Source organism: Leptolyngbya sp. CCY15150 (assembly GCF_016888135.1).
In the GTDB taxonomy this organism is placed as follows: domain Bacteria; phylum Cyanobacteriota; class Cyanobacteriia; order RECH01; family RECH01; genus RECH01.
On sequence record NZ_JACSWB010000156.1, the window covers coordinates 1 to 16,125 of the forward strand.

Here is a 16,125-nt window from a genome sequence, read left to right on the forward strand (position 1 = left end):
ACCACTCCGACCCATCCCGAACTCGGTTGTGAAACGCTGCAGCGGCGAAGATACTTGGGGGGTAGCCCCCTGGAAAAATAGCTCGGTGCCAGGGCTATTATTAAAAACACCCCCTCTGCCCACGTGGTAGAGGGGGTGTTTTGTTGAGAGTTGGAATCGCTTTCGGTGACCGTTTACGATTAAGGTGTTGATTGTAGCGTGGAGCTCTGTGGCAGGGCTCTGGGTTGCTCATCTTGAGGGACAGCGTAGCCGTGGTTCAAGACATTCAAGAATTTCAGATTTCCCTGACTCCGATTGGAGCGTATCAGTACCTTGTTCGCACGGAAAAGGTCTCTCCAGGCGTGCCGTTGGCGGAGGAGCAGGTGACTTGGCCGATTGATGTGTGGATGCGGCAGGCTCAGCGCTGTATGGTGAGTCCTTTGCTGGGTTTGTTATCCAGTGATGCGTTGGAGCCACAGGATCTTCAAGAGACTGGAGCGGCTCATTCCTCGTCGTCGGGCTTGCTGCATCTTGGGCATCAGCTCTATCAAGCTTTATTTACGGGCAGTTTGCGAGATAGCTGGGTAATTGCTCAGGGGATTGCCAATCATCGTAATACCTATTTACGGCTGCGTTTAGGTCTCAAGGGAACGGATGTGCTGGCCTTGCCGTGGGAGGTGATGCATGATGGCGATCGCGCTCGTCCTGGGGTGATCTATCCTGTGGCGACAGGAGAAATTATGTTCTCTCGTTACCAGGCTGGAGTGGCTTCTGCTTCTGCTTTACGCAAGTCTTGGACGGAGCGGGATCCAATTTTGCGCATTTTGTTGGTGATTGCCTTGCCTGATGACCAGGAGCGCCTTGCCTTGGCTCAGGAAGTGCAGCATCTCAAGCAGGAGTTAGAAAACGATCCGGTGGTGCCTGATGTAGGGGGCGATCGCCCTCCTGTTCAATTAACTATCTTAGAGCAACCAGATCGAGAGCAACTCACCCAAGCCTTAGAGCAAGGACAGTATGATGTGCTGCACTACTCGGGGCATAGCGATCTGGGCGAGATGGGCGGAGATTTATATCTTGTTAACCGTCATACAGGGCTAACTGAGCCGCTGAGTGGACAAGACTTAGCGGGATTGTTGGTCAATAATGGCATTCGCCTAGTGGTGCTCAATTCTTGCCGAGGAGCCTATAGTGCTTCCGCTAATGCTCAAGGCGAAATGGGAGCCAATAATCTGGCGGCGGCGATCGTTCGCCGTGGGGTGCCGGCTGTACTGGCTATGGCTGAATGTATCCCTGATAATGTGGCGCTCACGCTCACTCAGTTGTTCTACCGTAACCTCCGGCAAGGGTATCCCATTGACTTGAGTTTGAATCGAGCCAGGCAGGCTTTGATGTCGGTGTATACATCTCACTACTTGTATTGGGCTCTGCCGGTTTTATACCTGCACCCTGATTCGGATGGCTACTTGGTATGGAACGATCGCCTGCAGATTGAGCAACCGGGGGATTGGTTGGGAGATGAGGGAGGGCTGTTGCCAGATTGGTCTGATACTCTAGAGCCGCTTTCCCCCACTGAGCCAGCTCCGTTGCCGAGCGCCAAGGACGAGACCCAGCGTTCTGATTGGGCTGATCACCGCAAACCGTTAGGTCAGGAAGGAGACAGGGATGAGATAACTGCCGTTTGGGAGCAAGAGCCTGATTTGCTGGATGAGCTACCCAATGAAGATGATGCTTTGGTGGTGTCTGACTTAATTCGGCAGCTTTCCGACTCGCCCACCCCATCGATCGCCTCCCGGCAAGATGATCAACAGCCTGACTTAGCCACATCTGAGCAATCGCTTCCTGAGCAGCAGGCGACGGTTGAGAGACCATCTGAGAGCAAGGACATGCCGCTAGCGTCGCGGGAGACGGTGAGTGTATCGCCGTCGGTGCCAAGTATCTCACCTTGGGTGGGGTTGCAACGGGCCAACTGGCGCTGGCGGGTGATTGCCGGGGGCGTAGTTGTGCTGCTGGTGCTGGGCGTGCTGCAGTGGCAGCGATCGCCTCAAGATGTGCCTGCCGTTGTGCCTGGAGATGAGCCGAATGCCCTCAATGGTGAGGATCTGCCCGTGGATGATGCTTTAAATCAAGAGACCCGAGAGGCGATTGAAGCTCTTCAGCAGGGAGAGATCGATCAGGCTAATCAGTTCATTACCCAGCTCTTAGATGAAGGCAACATAACTGCTGCTGCGTCTGCCTTAGAGTCAGCACCTGTAGACGATCTTAACGATCCAACCGTGAGCTTTTTACGCGGGCGACTGTCTTGGCAAGCGGCCAAGCTGGAGGATCCCAACTTTAATCCTAGTGATGCTATTTTGCTATGGCAAACGGCAGTTCAGGGGCGTCCTGACTCCGTGCTTTACGGTAATGCCTTGGGTTTTGCCTATGCGGAGGATGGGCAATGGGAACAGGCGCTTCAGGTTTGGCAAGAGACCTTAGATCGCCAGGGGGCCGATCCGGTGGTGTTGATTGAGTCGGATGGCTGGATTGAGATCCTGGAGACTCCGTCCTTGCAAGGGTTGGCAGGGGATCGGGATCGGCTGACCACCTATGCTGGACTGGCGATCGCCCTCTATGAATTAGCCGAGCAAGGGCAGTTAGCAGAACCGGATCGAGCGGTGCAGGTGGCGATCGCTCTTCGAGAACAGATTCTGGAACAAAACCCGGCTGAGTTTCAACTGACGAGCTTAGAAGTCGATTGGCTATGGACGCCCGCAATGAGGGAACGCTGGCAGCAGCTTAGAGTCTAGATATGGGAGCCTACCGACGCTTGCCGCTCCGGGCAATCATCATAGACCCTAGAACAGACGTGAAGGCGATCGCGCCTAGGGCCCAAAATGGGGATGTGGAGCGATTAGACGGGACAGCCGTGGCAGGTGGCGCAAGACCTGCATCCTCACGGGCAGGCGAGAGCGTTGTAAATAACGGATTGGATAGGAGGGCCAGAGCAATGGACGATACGATGACCGTCACTACCCAAGCTGATCCCCACAACACCCATGGATGTTGAAGGGATGTTGATACCATTTGCCTGAGCCAAGACGATGAGGATGGCGGGCTGCTGCCATGCAGATGGAGGGGAGTTTCTACTTCATGGATCGGGGGAATTGGGCGGGACGGAGGACGACGTTTCATGGTTCATGTTAATACGCTGGAGCTGCTAGCCAGGAGATCAACAGACCAAGCAAGGAGCCGACTAGAACCTCTAGAGGGGTATGACCGAGAATTTCCTTGAGGCGATCTTCATTAAATTCGGTGCGATCGCTGAAGAGTTCGTCAATCATTTGATTAAGTAGTCGAGCCTGTTTGCCTGCTGCCTGCCGCACTCCCATTGCGTCATATAACACGATGATAGCGAACACAGAGGCGATCGCAAATTCCACGGTTTGCCAGCCGATACTTTGCCCTACTCCAGCCGCTAGAGCGGTGACCAAAGCAGAATGGGAACTGGGCATTCCTCCCGACTCAACGATGGCTCGTACGTTGAACTTTCCATGCTGAATGAGTTCAATAAACGGCTTGATGCCTTGGGCGGTAATGCAGGCCAGGAGTGCCACAATTAGAATGCGGTTATCTAGAATCGCACTAATGTCTTGCATCAATTTTCCTCATGGATAGGTAGGGACGCAGTAGGGGGTAGGAACTGGAGCAAGACAGCACTCATGGATTCGTTCGTTACTGCGGGACACTTAGTTACTGCGGGACACAATGTAGTCGGCTAGCGAGAGGAGGGGCGCTGCTGCAGGGCCAAAGGAGGTTAGATTAGCCTTGGCTGCATCGATTAACTGTTGGGCCTGGCGACGAGATTCATCTAGCCCCCAGAGACTGGGATAGGTTGCCTTTTGCGCCAGCAGATCTTTACCGGCTGTTTTACCCAACTCCTCTTGCGTAGCGGTAATATCCAAAATATCATCGACAATTTGGAAGGCTAAGCCAATATTTTGCGCATACTCCGACAGGCATTGCAGTTGAGGGTCGGACGCTCCTCCCAGAATGGCACCGCAGACAACGGATGCTTCCAAGAGGGCACCGGTTTTGTGGCGATGGATAAACGTCAAGGTTTCTACCGAGACATCGGGTTTGCCTTCACACTCTAAATCTACCACCTGGCCTCCCACGAGCCCGGCAGCACCCACAGCGCGCCCCAGCCGAGCAATCACCTGCAATACTCGCTCGGCAGGCACCCCTTGCGTTTGGGTGGCGATAAACTCGAAGGCATAGGCCAGCAGCCCATCACCGGCAAGGATTGCAATATCTTCGCCATAGACCTTATGGTTGGTCAGCTTGCCGCGTCGATAGTCGTCATTATCCATGGCTGGGAGGTCATCATGGATGAGAGACATGGTGTGGATCATTTCCATGGCGCAGGCGCTGGGCATGGCCATGGTGGTTGTCCCGCCTATGAGGTTACAGGCAGACAAGCAGAGAATTGGCCGCAGACGTTTTCCTCCCGCTAGGAGTGAATAACGCATCGCGTCATAGATTTTCTCAGGATAAACAACGGCGATCGCCTCTTCTAGGGCCGTTTCTACAACCTGCTTCTGCTCCTCTAGATACTGCTTGAGGTTGAAGGCGACGGATGGAGGGTTGTTGGTAGACACTATCCCGAAACTCCTTGGGGTAAAACGTTGAGCGGTGTGTGGGCAAATTCAAAGGGGGATTTGAGGGGCAGGATTTGAAGCTACTGAAACCGTTGCTGATAGCTCCAAACGGTATTTTGCAGCAGCATAGCGACGGTCATGGGGCCAATGCCACCGGGGACTGGGGTGATCCAGCTAGCAATGTCTTGGACGGCATCAAACTGGACATCGCCTACGAGGCGGCTTTTTCCTTGGGTATCTTCTAGGCGGTTAATGCCTACATCAATGACCACTGCCCCCGGTTTGACCATGTCTGGGGTTACCAACTCAGGACGTCCGACGGCTGCCACCAGGATATCCGCTTGGCGGGCGATCGCCCCCAGGTCTGGCGTGCGCGAGTGGGCGATGGTCACCGTGCTATGTTCAGCCAAGAGCATCAGGGCCAGGGGTTTACCTACCAGAATACTGCGCCCTAGCACCACAGCCTGTTTACCAGCGACGGGGAGCTGATAGTGATGTAGCAATCGCATGACGCCGGCAGGCGTGCAGCTTTGTAGCCCTGGTTCTCCCCGCAGGAGGCGACCCATGTTCACAGGATGTAAGCCATCGGCATCTTTGTCGGGATGAATTTCGTTGAGCAGGGCAACGCTGTCGAGATGATCCGGCAGCGGTAGCTGTACCAGAATGCCATCAACGCGATCGTCGGCATTCAGAGCATGGATCATCTGGGTTAACTCGGCTTGGGTCGTGCTCTTGGGAACATGTTGACCAAAGGAAGCAATACCCACGCGATCGCAGGCCCGTTCTTTGCCCCGCACATAGGCTGCACTAGCCGGGTTATCGCCCACCATCAGCACGGCTAGACCGGGCGATCGCCCAACGACGGGGGCAAGGGTGGCGACTGTGTCTTTTAGCTCCTGCTGTATGCTTTGGGCAAGGGCTTTACCATCGAGTAATCCAGCCATGGTAGAAGATAGACGTCAAGATAGGATGGAGAAACAAGGTGCTGCACCATGGAATCATGGTTAGAGTGGTGCATCATGTCCCATTAGTTTCTCAGATTTGGTTCACCCTGGGGCCGTTCAGAGGATAAATTGCCGGATTGATGGGGCAAGATAGTGCTGGATGGCTACTAGATGGCTATCCAAAGCAGAGCCATTTCCGTCAGATAACATCAACATCCTCTAGATGCCCAACGCCATGGGAAACGTTCAGGTAAAAGAGGTGTCGGTGTCGGTTCCGTCATGCTCCAAATAGGTCATCATCATGGGTAGGCAACGGTGGATGAAATGGGGATTAGGGGCGATCGCAGCCACGATGCTGGGCTGCGGTAATCCACTGGCACTGTTGCCGGGCATGAACCTAACCATGACCATTGAGTCTATTCCTACGGATGCTGCTGGCCAAGGGCACACCGTCATTGTGCGTGGCACCGTGGGCGATCGCGTGCCGTTGATAGGAGCACAGGTTTACCAACTCCAGGATAGAACGGGAGACATTTGGGTACTGTCATCCGATGACACCATCCAAACCGGTGAGCAGCTCAAGATTCGAGGCAGGGTAGAACACCAGCCCATCTCAGCCGTAGATGGCGACCAGAGCCAGGTTTACATCCAAGAATTGGAGCAACTAGAGCGATCGCCGCAGTAGCGATCGCCTCCAGCGCCCAACCGCTAGCCCCGGAGATCAGGGTTGAGTCGTTTGCTCACCCAACTGATGATCCCGCTCAAAAGGGCACCAATCATCAAAATGCCGATGGCTGGGGTAAAAAGCGGTTCCCAAAGGCGATACCAAAGATCTAGACCTAGGGAAACCCCAACGCCTTTGCCAATGACCGCGATCGCCAGCCAAGCAAAGCTGAATAACACGAGGAATAGATTAGCCATCAGGGCCAGGTTAATCCAGCCAAAAATTCGATCTTTCATCACAGAGTTCAAATACAACGAAGGACGCTTAACGACATCACCGCTCTAGTGTTAATTCTTAACAAAGCGATCGCCCTTTCGTACATTAGATGGCAAGCATTTTAGATGGCAAGCATTTTAGATGGCAAGCATTCTTAATGGTGGCTTGACCTAGACAGCGGCTGATCCCTGAGCCGCCGTGCAAACTATCCAGATCTCCATGGGCTAGGGCCGACCCCGACCCATAGGTGAGAGCTAGGGTCGTGAGGTTGAGTCGCGTAGCCTCCATCAACTCTCTCAAAAAATATGGCTGCATCTTGGGAAGATCACAGCCACATCTGTAGAGACAGAACAATTAAAAAAATTGTCAAGGAATCTAGTTTCCTACTTGCTCGTCTATGAATTGCTGCAAATTATCTGGGTCTACATAGTGGCATGTGGCATCGTCAACACAAATTAATGCCCAGCCGGAGTCGTCAATACCCATGAGTTTGTAAGACCCATCTTGAATGAAAAACCCGCGATGATTACGAGTGTCAGGCTTGATACCAACAACCTCAGTGTTCGTAAACATAGAACCAACTCCCTATTTAAAAACTGACGATCAATACTTAAAGTGGTAAGCGATGAGCAATGCTAATCTTTCACTTCACCGAATCTTATCATTAGAATCTTGGAGAATTTATTAAATTAAGTTGAGCGTTCTTGATGTTTTTGTTGTTAAAACGTAATAAACGCCTCAAGAATGGACGAAAAGTAAGATTCAGGCAGATATATACGAGTTTACGACTTGGATTGGATTCGTAATTCTTAATATAAGACAGTCCTGTGTGAGAGATAACCGCAGGTGTAGCTGAATCATGGCATCCGGTCATGATTTAGGTTTTGGCCCACCGGAATGCATTGTTGGATGGAAGATGGTGTTCCTCATGCCGGTGGTGCTCAACGTCTCAGCCTAGCTGCCGAAAATCCAGTTATAGACGCGCTGGGCATGTTCCCAGTCTGGTTTGCGGTTCAAGCCATCGGCAAAGTTTTTCTCAACTTCTTCCTTGAGTTCGGGTACAGCCATTACCAACTGGGTAGCAACTTCAATATGTTGCCGTACGCCTTTTTGCCCTTTTTCTAGCATGGCGATCGATAAATTGACCCGTGCTTGAGGATCTTGAGGATTGAGCTTGACGGCCTTCTGGGCTGCTTTGATGGCAGAGTTGGGCTTGTCTTCTAGCAAGTAGAGCCAAGAGAGGCACGTCCAGGCTGAGCTACTTTTGCTGGCGCGATCGCATACTTCTTTGAAAACAGGAATCAAATCGGCTGGAGATTCCCCGGCTTGATACCGTTCTAGTCCTTGGTCAAACAGGGTATCAACGTTTAAGGTCTCAACGTTTTCCATCATGGTTTTGCATACTCTACATTGGTTTTTATCATAGTCTCAGGGGGGATCCCCACGCCTTTCTGCGGCTAGAAAGCTGAGATATCTCTCGTTGGCGGACGGATTGTCCGATAGAAAAAGCCGCTATGAAAAGCGGCTTAGAGGCATGATGTTACGAGGGCGATCGCTCCCGCTTGCAGGAAGGCGACCTAGGAAAAGGATTTTCCACAGCCACAGGTTTGGGATGCATTGGGGTTGGTGAACTGAAAACCACCGCCGATCAGCGCATTGTTGTAGTCCAGCATCAACCCGTATAGGTACAGCATACTTTTAGGATCACAGACAACCTGAAAGCCGTCGTAGTCAAATACTTCGTCGGTTTCTTGGATATTTTCAAGGCTCTCAAAGTCCATGGTGTAGGACATGCCTGAGCAACCACCCTGACGCACCCCAACTCGCAAACAGAGGTCTTCACCCTGTTGCTCACGGAGAGCCCGAACATGGGCTAGGGCAGCATCCGAGATCATGATGCCTCGTTTAGCAGACTGAGTTGCTTGTGTCATGGGATTTTAACGACTCCTTTGAGATAGCGGTAGCTGGCAGATGGACTTGATCGACGAGGGCGGCAGCCCAGGGTGACTCGTTCTACCATCTTGCCCTAGCGGTTGAGAGAGGTATGAGATTGAATAGAGTGAAGGTTACACGATGGCTTCGATTCCAGAAGATCGTAGCTGCTTCTAGCATAGGGCCGTGGTCGTTTAGCAAACTACAAACAACGGTTGGCAGGTAGCCCTAGAGGTTAGTAGGTATTGCGCTATGGCTGTGCTTAACATCACCCTACACCACGGTTTATGGAGAGCCACCGACTGCCTAGAATGCCAAAGAATTGTTTCACGGTAGTTTCATCCATACTGTTCACCGCTGCAATTCACTATTCTGATGGTAGCGGATTCAATGAAGTCCTGTCTTTACGTAAATCGAATGACTAGGGTAGCGATCGCTCTATTGCTTCACCCCTAACAGCGGCAACATGAGCGGCTGTAAGAATAGACCAAGATAGCCGCAGGGACTAGGTGGCAGTCGTCATAGGTCATGTAGGACGGATCAGAATCATGGGTTCGCGCTATAAGAAAATTATTGTTCCCATCAACTTTGGCAAGCGCTACCGTTAAAAACGTTGCCTTGAAAGTTGCTTAGGTTGTCTCTGTACGCATTACTTATTAATTCTATGACTGCGCTGAATCGTTCAACCCGTCGCCGACTCCAGAAATTGCCTCAGTCTTCTAGTGTTTGGGAGGGCGATCGCTGTGCTCTCGGCAGTCGAGCATCGATTGCCGATATCGGTGCCAATTCCAAGGGTGATGAATGCATTTTGTGGGTCGATGGTACCGATGCAGTGGTGCGGTCGATGGAGTTGGTGTCTAGTGATACGGGGCCTGAGGTGATCGTGCGTGGGCTGTTGCGATCGATGGAATCGCCCCATAGTCCCTCCCGTCCTAGCCGACCCAAAAAGATTTTGGTGCGCAACCGTGAAATTCAGTTTTACCTGCGCGGTGTTTTACAGGGGCTCGACATCATTGTTGACTATGTGCCTGAGCTACCGCTGATCGATGAAATCTTTCGCGGGCTGTACGATTTTGTATCGAACCGTGCGCCCCAGTTGCCTGAGGCCTATGCTCAACCCCTCCTTGAGGTTGCGGAAGGACTTTGGCAGGATGCACCTTGGCAACGCCTGGATGAAGAGAAGATTTTAGAGATTGTGGTTAAGCAGGCGGAAGTCACAACGCTCTATGCCTCTATTTTGGGCATGGAAGAGATGGAGTATGGGATTTTAATGTACCGCTCCCTCGATTCTCTGAAGGCATTTCGTCAGCAGGTGATGACCCTATCCGATGAGTCTCCCCAGCTCTTAGAGGAGGCCTTTTTGTCCCAAGATTGCCTATTTCTCACCTACGATGTGCTGGAGGAGGATGACCTTGAGATCGTTCTAGATCCCAAGGCAGGGGAGGATGGCAGTACGGTTGAGCCTCATTTTGGCAACCTGCATCCCTTAGAGGGAATGCGTCCGGTGCTGTATGACGAGGAAGCGGTAACGGTGCTGTTGGCCCTATCTGCCCTGCGTCGGTTCTTTCGTAACCATCTCGCAAGCCTCGCCATCGATCAGTTTCCGAAGAAAACGGGTCGCTATCGGATTCCTAATCCCACGGAGGACTCTGAAAAAGTGTTGGTGCAGGTTTCAACCTTGCCAGATGTGGCAGATGACCTAGCGGCCATGGCAGACGATCTGGCTTCAGACGATGATATCGACTCCCTACCGTTCTTGAGCAGCGATCTCATGCCTGAGGATGCTTTTTATAGCTTGGGAGCCATGCCCTGGGAGGTTGTTGCCATGGTGCGGAAGCTGGCCCGCACCTACCAGGCAGCGACGGATGCTATTCCTGAAGCGGCGGATGGGTTGCCGATTGTGTTGATTCAAACGTCTCGACCCAAAGCGATCGCCATGATTGAAGCGTTGCAGGCTGGGGGTGGGCTGCAGGGGATTGGGTTTAGCCCTGGGGAAGATCCTTTTGTCGGGGCGCGCTATGACCTGGGTATTTTGCAAACGATTAATGGCGAAAACCATCTATTTGGCGAGTTTGTTGACGACGATCCGGTGCATATTCAGGCGCGGAAAAAATGGGATCGGCGCTGTCAACAGACCTCTGGCATGTGCGGATTGGTGATTGCTCGGGGGCTTAAGGGGGCATCTCGCGGCTCGCCGGGCATGAATGACATGATGGCCCTATTTGAGGTGCGATCGCTCTCCAAGCAAGATTTAGGGCTAGGGATGCTGCAACTCATGCCCAGGTTTGACCTTTGATCCAGCGGCACATCGACCGTCTGGAATCTAACCGTCTGGAATCTAAAAACTGTTAACGACCGTAACAAGAACCCTGAAGAACTGTTACAGATCCATACGAAGGTGAACGGTTGGTAAAACATGAGTGATAGCATTCCTTAAAAATGCTCAGAGTAAAAACTCATGACGGAAACGCTTACTGGACAAACTCCTATTTTCGGTGGCAGCACAGGCGGTCTGCTCACCAAAGCTGAAGTTGAGGAAAAGTACGCTATCACCTGGACTAGTTCTAAAGAGCAGGTGTTTGAAATGCCGACCGGTGGAGCCGCCATCATGAAAGAGGGCGAAAATCTGCTCTACTTGGCTCGCAAAGAGCAATGCTTGGCGCTGGGTACACAGCTTCGCACTAAGTTCAAGCCTAGAATCGAAGACTATAAAATCTATCGCGTTTACCCGAGTGGGGAGATCCAATATCTCCATCCCGCAGATGGAGTGTTCCCTGAGAAGGTGAATGCTGGTCGGGAATTTAATGGCAAGGTTGATCGCAATATTGGCAGCAACCCTGAGCCGGCTACGATCAAATTTAGCGGCCGTCAACCTTTTGACGCATAAACTGGGATGCCTTCGGGCTATGCCTAGTATTTGATCTGTAATCTAGCGTTCATAATACTGAGTTGGAGGCAATGGTTATAGTTGCCTCCAATTTTTTCGTTTCAGGGGTTCTCTAACAACAGCCTGACGACAGTCTGACGACAAGTGGACTATCGTCTACCGGCTCGGTGAACCTTGAGCCAAGCGGCATGATAGATTTTTAGGACGCGATCGCCAACGAGAAGCACAGCATGATTTTTCCGACGTTTGAAGACTTTTCAGCCTTGGCCCAAGAGGGAAATTTCGTTCCGGTCTATCAAGAATGGGTCGCCGATCTCGATACGCCCGTGTCGGCTTGGTATAAGGTCTGTGCAGGGCAGCCCTATAGCTTCTTGCTGGAGTCGATTGAGGGGGGCGAAACCATTGGCCGCTATAGTCTATTGGGGTGCGACCCTGTATGGGTGCTAGAAGCAAGGGGCGATCGCACCATTCAAACCCACCGCAGTGGCGAAACTCAGATCTTTGAGGGCGATCCCTTCACCGCCCTATCAGACTGTTTGTCTCCCTATAAGCCGGTGACCTTGCCCCAGCTCCCGCCGGGCATTGGCGGCCTATTTGGCTTTTGGGGCTATGAGCTGATTCATTGGATTGAGCCACGGGTGCCGGTGCATCCGCTCACGGATGACGACTTGCCCGATGGTCTCTGGATGCAGATTGACCATTTGCTGATTTTTGACCAAGTGCAGCGCAAGATCTGGGCGATCGCCTATGCGGATTTACGCGATCCAGACACCGATCTGCGCCAAGCCTATGATCAAGCCTGTGCCTGCGTGAATCGCTTGGTGAGCAAGCTGCAACTGCCGTTGACCAATCAAGACACGGTGCTGGAATGGACGCCGCCGTCGGATGCGTCCCGCGCTCCCCTCAACTACACCAGCAACACCGAGCCGGAGCACTATTGCCGCAACGTGGAAACGGCCAAGGCCCACATTCGCGATGGCGACATTTTCCAAGTCGTCATCTCCCAGCGGTTGACAGCCCAATACACCGGCGATCCCTTTGCGCTATACCGTTCCCTGCGCTTGATTAATCCATCGCCCTACATGGCCTACTTCCAGTTTGGCGACTGGCAAATTATTGGCTCTAGTCCAGAGGTGATGGTCAAGGCCGAGCGATCGGCAGAATCGACGGAGGCGATCGCCACCCTACGACCCATTGCCGGCACTCGGCCGCGCGGCAAGACGGTGGCAGAGGATCGGGATCTGGCTACGGATTTACTCCAGGATCCTAAAGAGGTGGCGGAACACGTCATGCTCGTAGACTTGGGGCGCAATGATCTGGGGCGAGTTTGCGTAAATGGCAGCGTCACGGTGGATGAGCTGATGCTGGTGGAGCGCTACTCCCACGTCATGCACATCGTCAGTAACGTGGTTGGTGCTCTGTCGCCCAGCAAAACGGCTTGGGATTTGCTCAAGGCTTGCTTTCCGGCAGGAACCGTCAGCGGTGCGCCCAAGATTCGCGCCATGGAGATTATCCACGACCTCGAACCCGATCGCCGGGGCCCCTACTCCGGTGCCTATGGCTACTACGATTTTGAAGGACAGCTCAATACAGCGATCGCCATTCGTACCATGGTGGTGCGCCGTCAAGCAGATGGCTCCCATACGGTCAGCGTGCAGGCTGGCGCGGGTCTGGTAGCCGACTCGGTGCCCGAACGGGAGTATCAAGAAACCCTAAACAAGGCGCGCGGCATGTTGGAGGCGATTCGCTGCTTAGCTGGATCGGCGCAGTAATTTAGGCTGGCAGCAGGAATTCCCAGTCCTCGAAGTAGTGTGCTGTTAGGAAAAGCCGTAACGCACCGTCTTGTAAAACGTTGACGCGTTAACCTACCGCATCCTCCGAATCAATAGGGTTGTCTGCTCGTTGAATCAAAGTCCCTCGCCCGACTTGGGAGAGGGATTTAGGGTGAGGGTTACAAAAGTGAGATGCGCCTGCCCTGTTTCTTGCCTGGATCGTGGCTGCTCTTAAGTGGGTATATTAAGGGAAGAGCGAGGCGCTCAGGATGCGCCATCAACCGTTTGACAAGGGTTCTGTAATTTACCCTTGCCGTGGCTCAAGGTACATAAAACGTTACTAGATGGCTCCAGGCGGGTAGAACATGTTGGACTCAGATGCTGGATAGGCTCCAGCCATCTGGTTTGGCCATGGGCCATGCTTTGAAGCAGATCTAGGAGTCAATCGGTACGCCTGCAACCTTATGGCTGCAAGGTTTTGACTATCATGCCTATGGGAAAGTTATGTTCTGTCAGCCTCGGGCGATCGCTCCCAGTTCTTCCATAAATCACCCGGAGGAAGGGTGATCGGGGTCGCTTCTGTTGATAGGGTAATCGACAGGGCAAGAAGACCTAGTTGCTAGCGAAGTATCGTTCTAAAGCCCGCGATCGCCCCCTATTGTTGGTTTTAACGTCGTGAAACGTCCGTGAACACGCCACCCTCCATTCGTGATCATCATCGCTTGCCCTCGGAAGAGGTGCCCCTGCCGGTAGGGGATAGATTGGTGAAGCCTGCGAGCCCGTCGTCCTCTTGGTCTCGGCGACTGCGCTGTAGACTGCGCTATGGCTGGGGCTGTTTGTTGGGTGCGGCGGTGCTGTGGAACGGTGGATCGGCGATCGCTGCTGAGCAGGTGGCAGTACGCTTAGGCCCGCTAAGACAGTCGGTGGCGATCGCTGACCTAGAAACTTTTGCCCAAACGGGAACGGTGCCCCCCTCTCTTCACCTCTATTCCGCCTTCATGGGCGATGATGTGCGCCACACCCTAAATGGCTACCTACAGGTGGATCCAGCGGTAGGGGAAGTGCTAGTCCAAGACCTGCTCAACTCCTCAGCGGGCGATCGCCTGCTCTCGATGCTAGAGGTGATTGTTGTAGACAGCACCCCCGAGCAGTTGCAGCAAACTCTAACGACGGCTGCCCAAACCTCTAAGGGGCTGAGTCTGCTGGGCATTCTCAAAAGCTTCCCCGAGGAAACCGTCACCCTGGATCTGCAGGCGGCGATCGCCATGGCCTCCCAGATGAGCTTGCCCTATTGGCAAAGTCAGTCGCTTCGTTCCACCCTAGAGCGAGAATTAACGGCGGAAACGGTGCCTTTTCATGGAGCCTTCGATCCCACAGAATCAGGCTACCGTCCCGTGCGCCGTCAGACCCTGAACTTGCGCGATCGCGAACGCAACCGCACGATTCCCGTCGATTTATACTGGAGCGATCGCTCTAGCGGCCCCCTCGTAGTTCTCTCCCATGGCTTTGGAGCCGATCGCCGCTTCTTCAACTACCTGGCCAATCATCTCGCATCCCATGGGCTAACGGTGGCCTCTGTCGAGCATCCTGGGAGTAGCGTCAATTGGCTGAATGACCTAGCGCTAGGGCAATTTGAGCGAGACAATAAGCCCGGAGACTTGCTACCCGCCACCGAGTTTGTCGATCGCCCCAAAGACGTCACCTTTGTGCTGGATGAACTGACGCGGCTCAACCGCTACTCCAGCATTTTGCGAGATAGGGTCAACACTAGCCAAGTTGTGGTGATTGGCCATTCCCTGGGCGGCTATACGGCCTTAACCTTGGCCGGCGCTCCCCTCAACCTAGAGCACCTGCGGCAGTTTTGTAACGATCCTACCATTCTTGGCTTTGCGCCCTCCGATTGGCTGCAGTGTAGCGCTGCCGACCTGCCCGATCAGCAGCTTAATTTTCGAGATGAACGGGTGGCGGCGGTGATGGCCATGAACCCAGTGATGGGGCGGATGTTTGACGAAGCCAGTTTGGCTCAGATCACCGTGCCCACGATGATTTTAGTAGGTACGGATGACCCGATTACCCCCGCCATTAGCCAGCAGTTGTTGCCCTTTACCTACCTACAATCTGAGAAGTATTTGCTGTCGGTGATTGGCGGTACCCATTTGAGTGTGGGCGATCCGAGCAACCTCAACTATGCTCTCACCCAGAATATTTTTGTGCGAGAACGTGCTCAGCAAGACACGGAGCCGCTGCGGCATCTACTGCGAGGATTTAGCCTAGCGTTTATTAAGCAGCTAACGCCAGAAGCGGATCTCTACGCACCCTTTTTGGATGCCGCCTACGTTCAATCCTTTTCCTCGGACACGTTAAAGCTCCGGCTCAATCAAGAACTGCCAGAGGACTTGCCCACTTGGATGCAAAAGGCGGCACCGCTAGAGCAATTGGTGGCCTCCACCCTGAGTAAATCATCCCAATCCTCCCAGGTGATGTGCCGCTCGGGACGGTGCCTATTCGATAAACTGCCGTTGGTGATGTTGATTTTACCCGGTGGGCAATTATTGGTGGCTGGGCATCGATTCTTTAGCCAACATCGTCAGCGCCGTCGTTGGTTTGGGGGGCGATCGCGCCCATAGACCCGATCCGTAAATATTTTTGGGTACGGATGAAGAAACCGAGAGGCGATCGCTACACTGGTTATACAGCCGATCTAGACGTGTGAACGATCTGCCCATCACGGCTGCCAACTTACCAGGTTTTCCGGATTGTTTGAAGAATTATGACGCGCTCGATAGGGGGCATGGAGCTTTTGTATCTATGTCTAGAGGAGCGATCGTCTAGGGACGGGATCATGGGTGATGAATACGCCACAACCATGTGATCTAGCGTAAGGGCTGCTCCCACCATGATGAATATGCCATCAATGTGGGATCGCAAGTAGGAGCTGCTCCCACTTGGTTACGTTCTGATCGTCAGCTTGTTGGCGGATCATCAAACCTGTTGCCCAGGATAAGCGATGCGTCACATATCTAGATCTGGAGGC

At 53.1% G+C, this 16,125-nt stretch carries 15 protein-coding genes; 6 read left to right on the plus strand and 9 right to left on the minus strand.

All coding sequences use genetic code 11. The features are described 5' to 3' along the window. The first annotated feature begins 251 nt into the window (after positions 1 to 251). The gene (locus JUJ53_RS07320) at positions 252 to 2,765 is read left to right on the plus strand and encodes a CHAT domain-containing protein (protein ID WP_204151342.1); all 2,514 of its coding nucleotides are present in this window, start codon (positions 252 to 254) and stop codon (positions 2,763 to 2,765) included. Positions 2,766 to 2,775: 10 nt separating this feature from the next. On the opposite strand, the gene JUJ53_RS07325 is transcribed toward JUJ53_RS07320, so the two are convergent. The 4 genes from JUJ53_RS07325 to folD all read right to left on the minus strand — a co-directional run bounded on the left by JUJ53_RS07325 (position 2,776) and on the right by folD (position 5,560). Further along, positions 2,776 to 3,150 (minus strand): hypothetical protein, encoded by a 375-nt coding sequence (locus JUJ53_RS07325; RefSeq protein ID WP_204151343.1) that lies wholly within the window; start codon positions 3,148 to 3,150, stop codon positions 2,776 to 2,778. 8 nt (positions 3,151 to 3,158) lie between these two features. Next, positions 3,159 to 3,614: a divergent PAP2 family protein gene (locus JUJ53_RS07330; RefSeq protein WP_204151344.1), complete on the minus strand. Its 456-nt coding sequence runs from the start codon at positions 3,612 to 3,614 to the stop codon at positions 3,159 to 3,161. 90 nt (positions 3,615 to 3,704) lie between these two features. Continuing rightward, positions 3,705 to 4,619, minus strand: coding sequence for a geranylgeranyl diphosphate synthase CrtE (crtE, locus tag JUJ53_RS07335; RefSeq protein ID WP_204151398.1), 915 nt, complete (start codon positions 4,617 to 4,619; stop codon positions 3,705 to 3,707). Positions 4,620 to 4,696: 77 nt separating this feature from the next. Further along, positions 4,697 to 5,560 carry a bifunctional methylenetetrahydrofolate dehydrogenase/methenyltetrahydrofolate cyclohydrolase FolD gene (folD, locus tag JUJ53_RS07340; protein ID WP_204151345.1) on the minus strand — a complete coding sequence of 288 codons (864 nt, stop codon included), beginning with the start codon at positions 5,558 to 5,560 and terminating at the stop codon, positions 4,697 to 4,699. A 319-nt stretch (positions 5,561 to 5,879) separates the two neighbouring features. On the opposite strand from folD, the gene JUJ53_RS07345 reads away from it, so the two are divergent. After that, positions 5,880 to 6,245: a hypothetical protein gene (locus tag JUJ53_RS07345; protein ID WP_204151346.1), complete on the plus strand. Its 366-nt coding sequence runs from the start codon at positions 5,880 to 5,882 to the stop codon at positions 6,243 to 6,245. Positions 6,246 to 6,268: 23 nt separating this feature from the next. On the opposite strand, the gene JUJ53_RS07350 is transcribed toward JUJ53_RS07345, so the two are convergent. From JUJ53_RS07350 to JUJ53_RS07365, 5 genes are all read right to left on the minus strand, one after another. Further along, positions 6,269 to 6,520: a hypothetical protein gene (locus JUJ53_RS07350; RefSeq protein ID WP_204151347.1), complete on the minus strand. Its 252-nt coding sequence runs from the start codon at positions 6,518 to 6,520 to the stop codon at positions 6,269 to 6,271. Between the two features lie 85 nt (positions 6,521 to 6,605). Next, positions 6,606 to 6,788, minus strand: a complete 183-nt coding sequence (locus JUJ53_RS07355; protein WP_204151348.1) for a hypothetical protein — start codon at positions 6,786 to 6,788, stop codon at positions 6,606 to 6,608. Positions 6,789 to 6,875: 87 nt separating this feature from the next. Then, positions 6,876 to 7,073 (minus strand): hypothetical protein, encoded by a 198-nt coding sequence (locus JUJ53_RS24600; RefSeq protein ID WP_239124855.1) that lies wholly within the window; start codon positions 7,071 to 7,073, stop codon positions 6,876 to 6,878. Positions 7,074 to 7,454: 381 nt separating this feature from the next. Beyond that, positions 7,455 to 7,892: a hypothetical protein gene (locus tag JUJ53_RS07360; protein WP_239124856.1), complete on the minus strand. Its 438-nt coding sequence runs from the start codon at positions 7,890 to 7,892 to the stop codon at positions 7,455 to 7,457. Between the two features lie 185 nt (positions 7,893 to 8,077). Next, the gene (locus tag JUJ53_RS07365) at positions 8,078 to 8,431 is read right to left on the minus strand and encodes an iron-sulfur cluster assembly accessory protein (protein WP_204151349.1); all 354 of its coding nucleotides are present in this window, start codon (positions 8,429 to 8,431) and stop codon (positions 8,078 to 8,080) included. Positions 8,432 to 9,096: 665 nt separating this feature from the next. On the opposite strand from JUJ53_RS07365, the gene JUJ53_RS07370 reads away from it, so the two are divergent. The 4 genes from JUJ53_RS07370 (at position 9,097) to JUJ53_RS07385 (ending at position 15,718) form a co-directional block, all read left to right on the plus strand. Continuing rightward, positions 9,097 to 10,728: a hypothetical protein gene (locus tag JUJ53_RS07370; protein ID WP_204151350.1), complete on the plus strand. Its 1,632-nt coding sequence runs from the start codon at positions 9,097 to 9,099 to the stop codon at positions 10,726 to 10,728. 162 nt (positions 10,729 to 10,890) lie between these two features. Next, positions 10,891 to 11,319 (plus strand): photosystem I reaction center subunit II PsaD, encoded by a 429-nt coding sequence (locus tag JUJ53_RS07375; protein WP_204151351.1) that lies wholly within the window; start codon positions 10,891 to 10,893, stop codon positions 11,317 to 11,319. 230 nt (positions 11,320 to 11,549) lie between these two features. Then, positions 11,550 to 13,091 carry an anthranilate synthase component I gene (gene trpE, locus JUJ53_RS07380; RefSeq protein ID WP_204151352.1) on the plus strand — a complete coding sequence of 514 codons (1,542 nt, stop codon included), beginning with the start codon at positions 11,550 to 11,552 and terminating at the stop codon, positions 13,089 to 13,091. Positions 13,092 to 13,777: 686 nt separating this feature from the next. After that, on the plus strand, positions 13,778 to 15,718 hold the full coding sequence (locus JUJ53_RS07385; protein ID WP_204151353.1) for an alpha/beta hydrolase: 1,941 nt from the start codon (positions 13,778 to 13,780) through the stop codon (positions 15,716 to 15,718). Positions 15,719 to 16,125 lie beyond the last annotated feature (407 nt).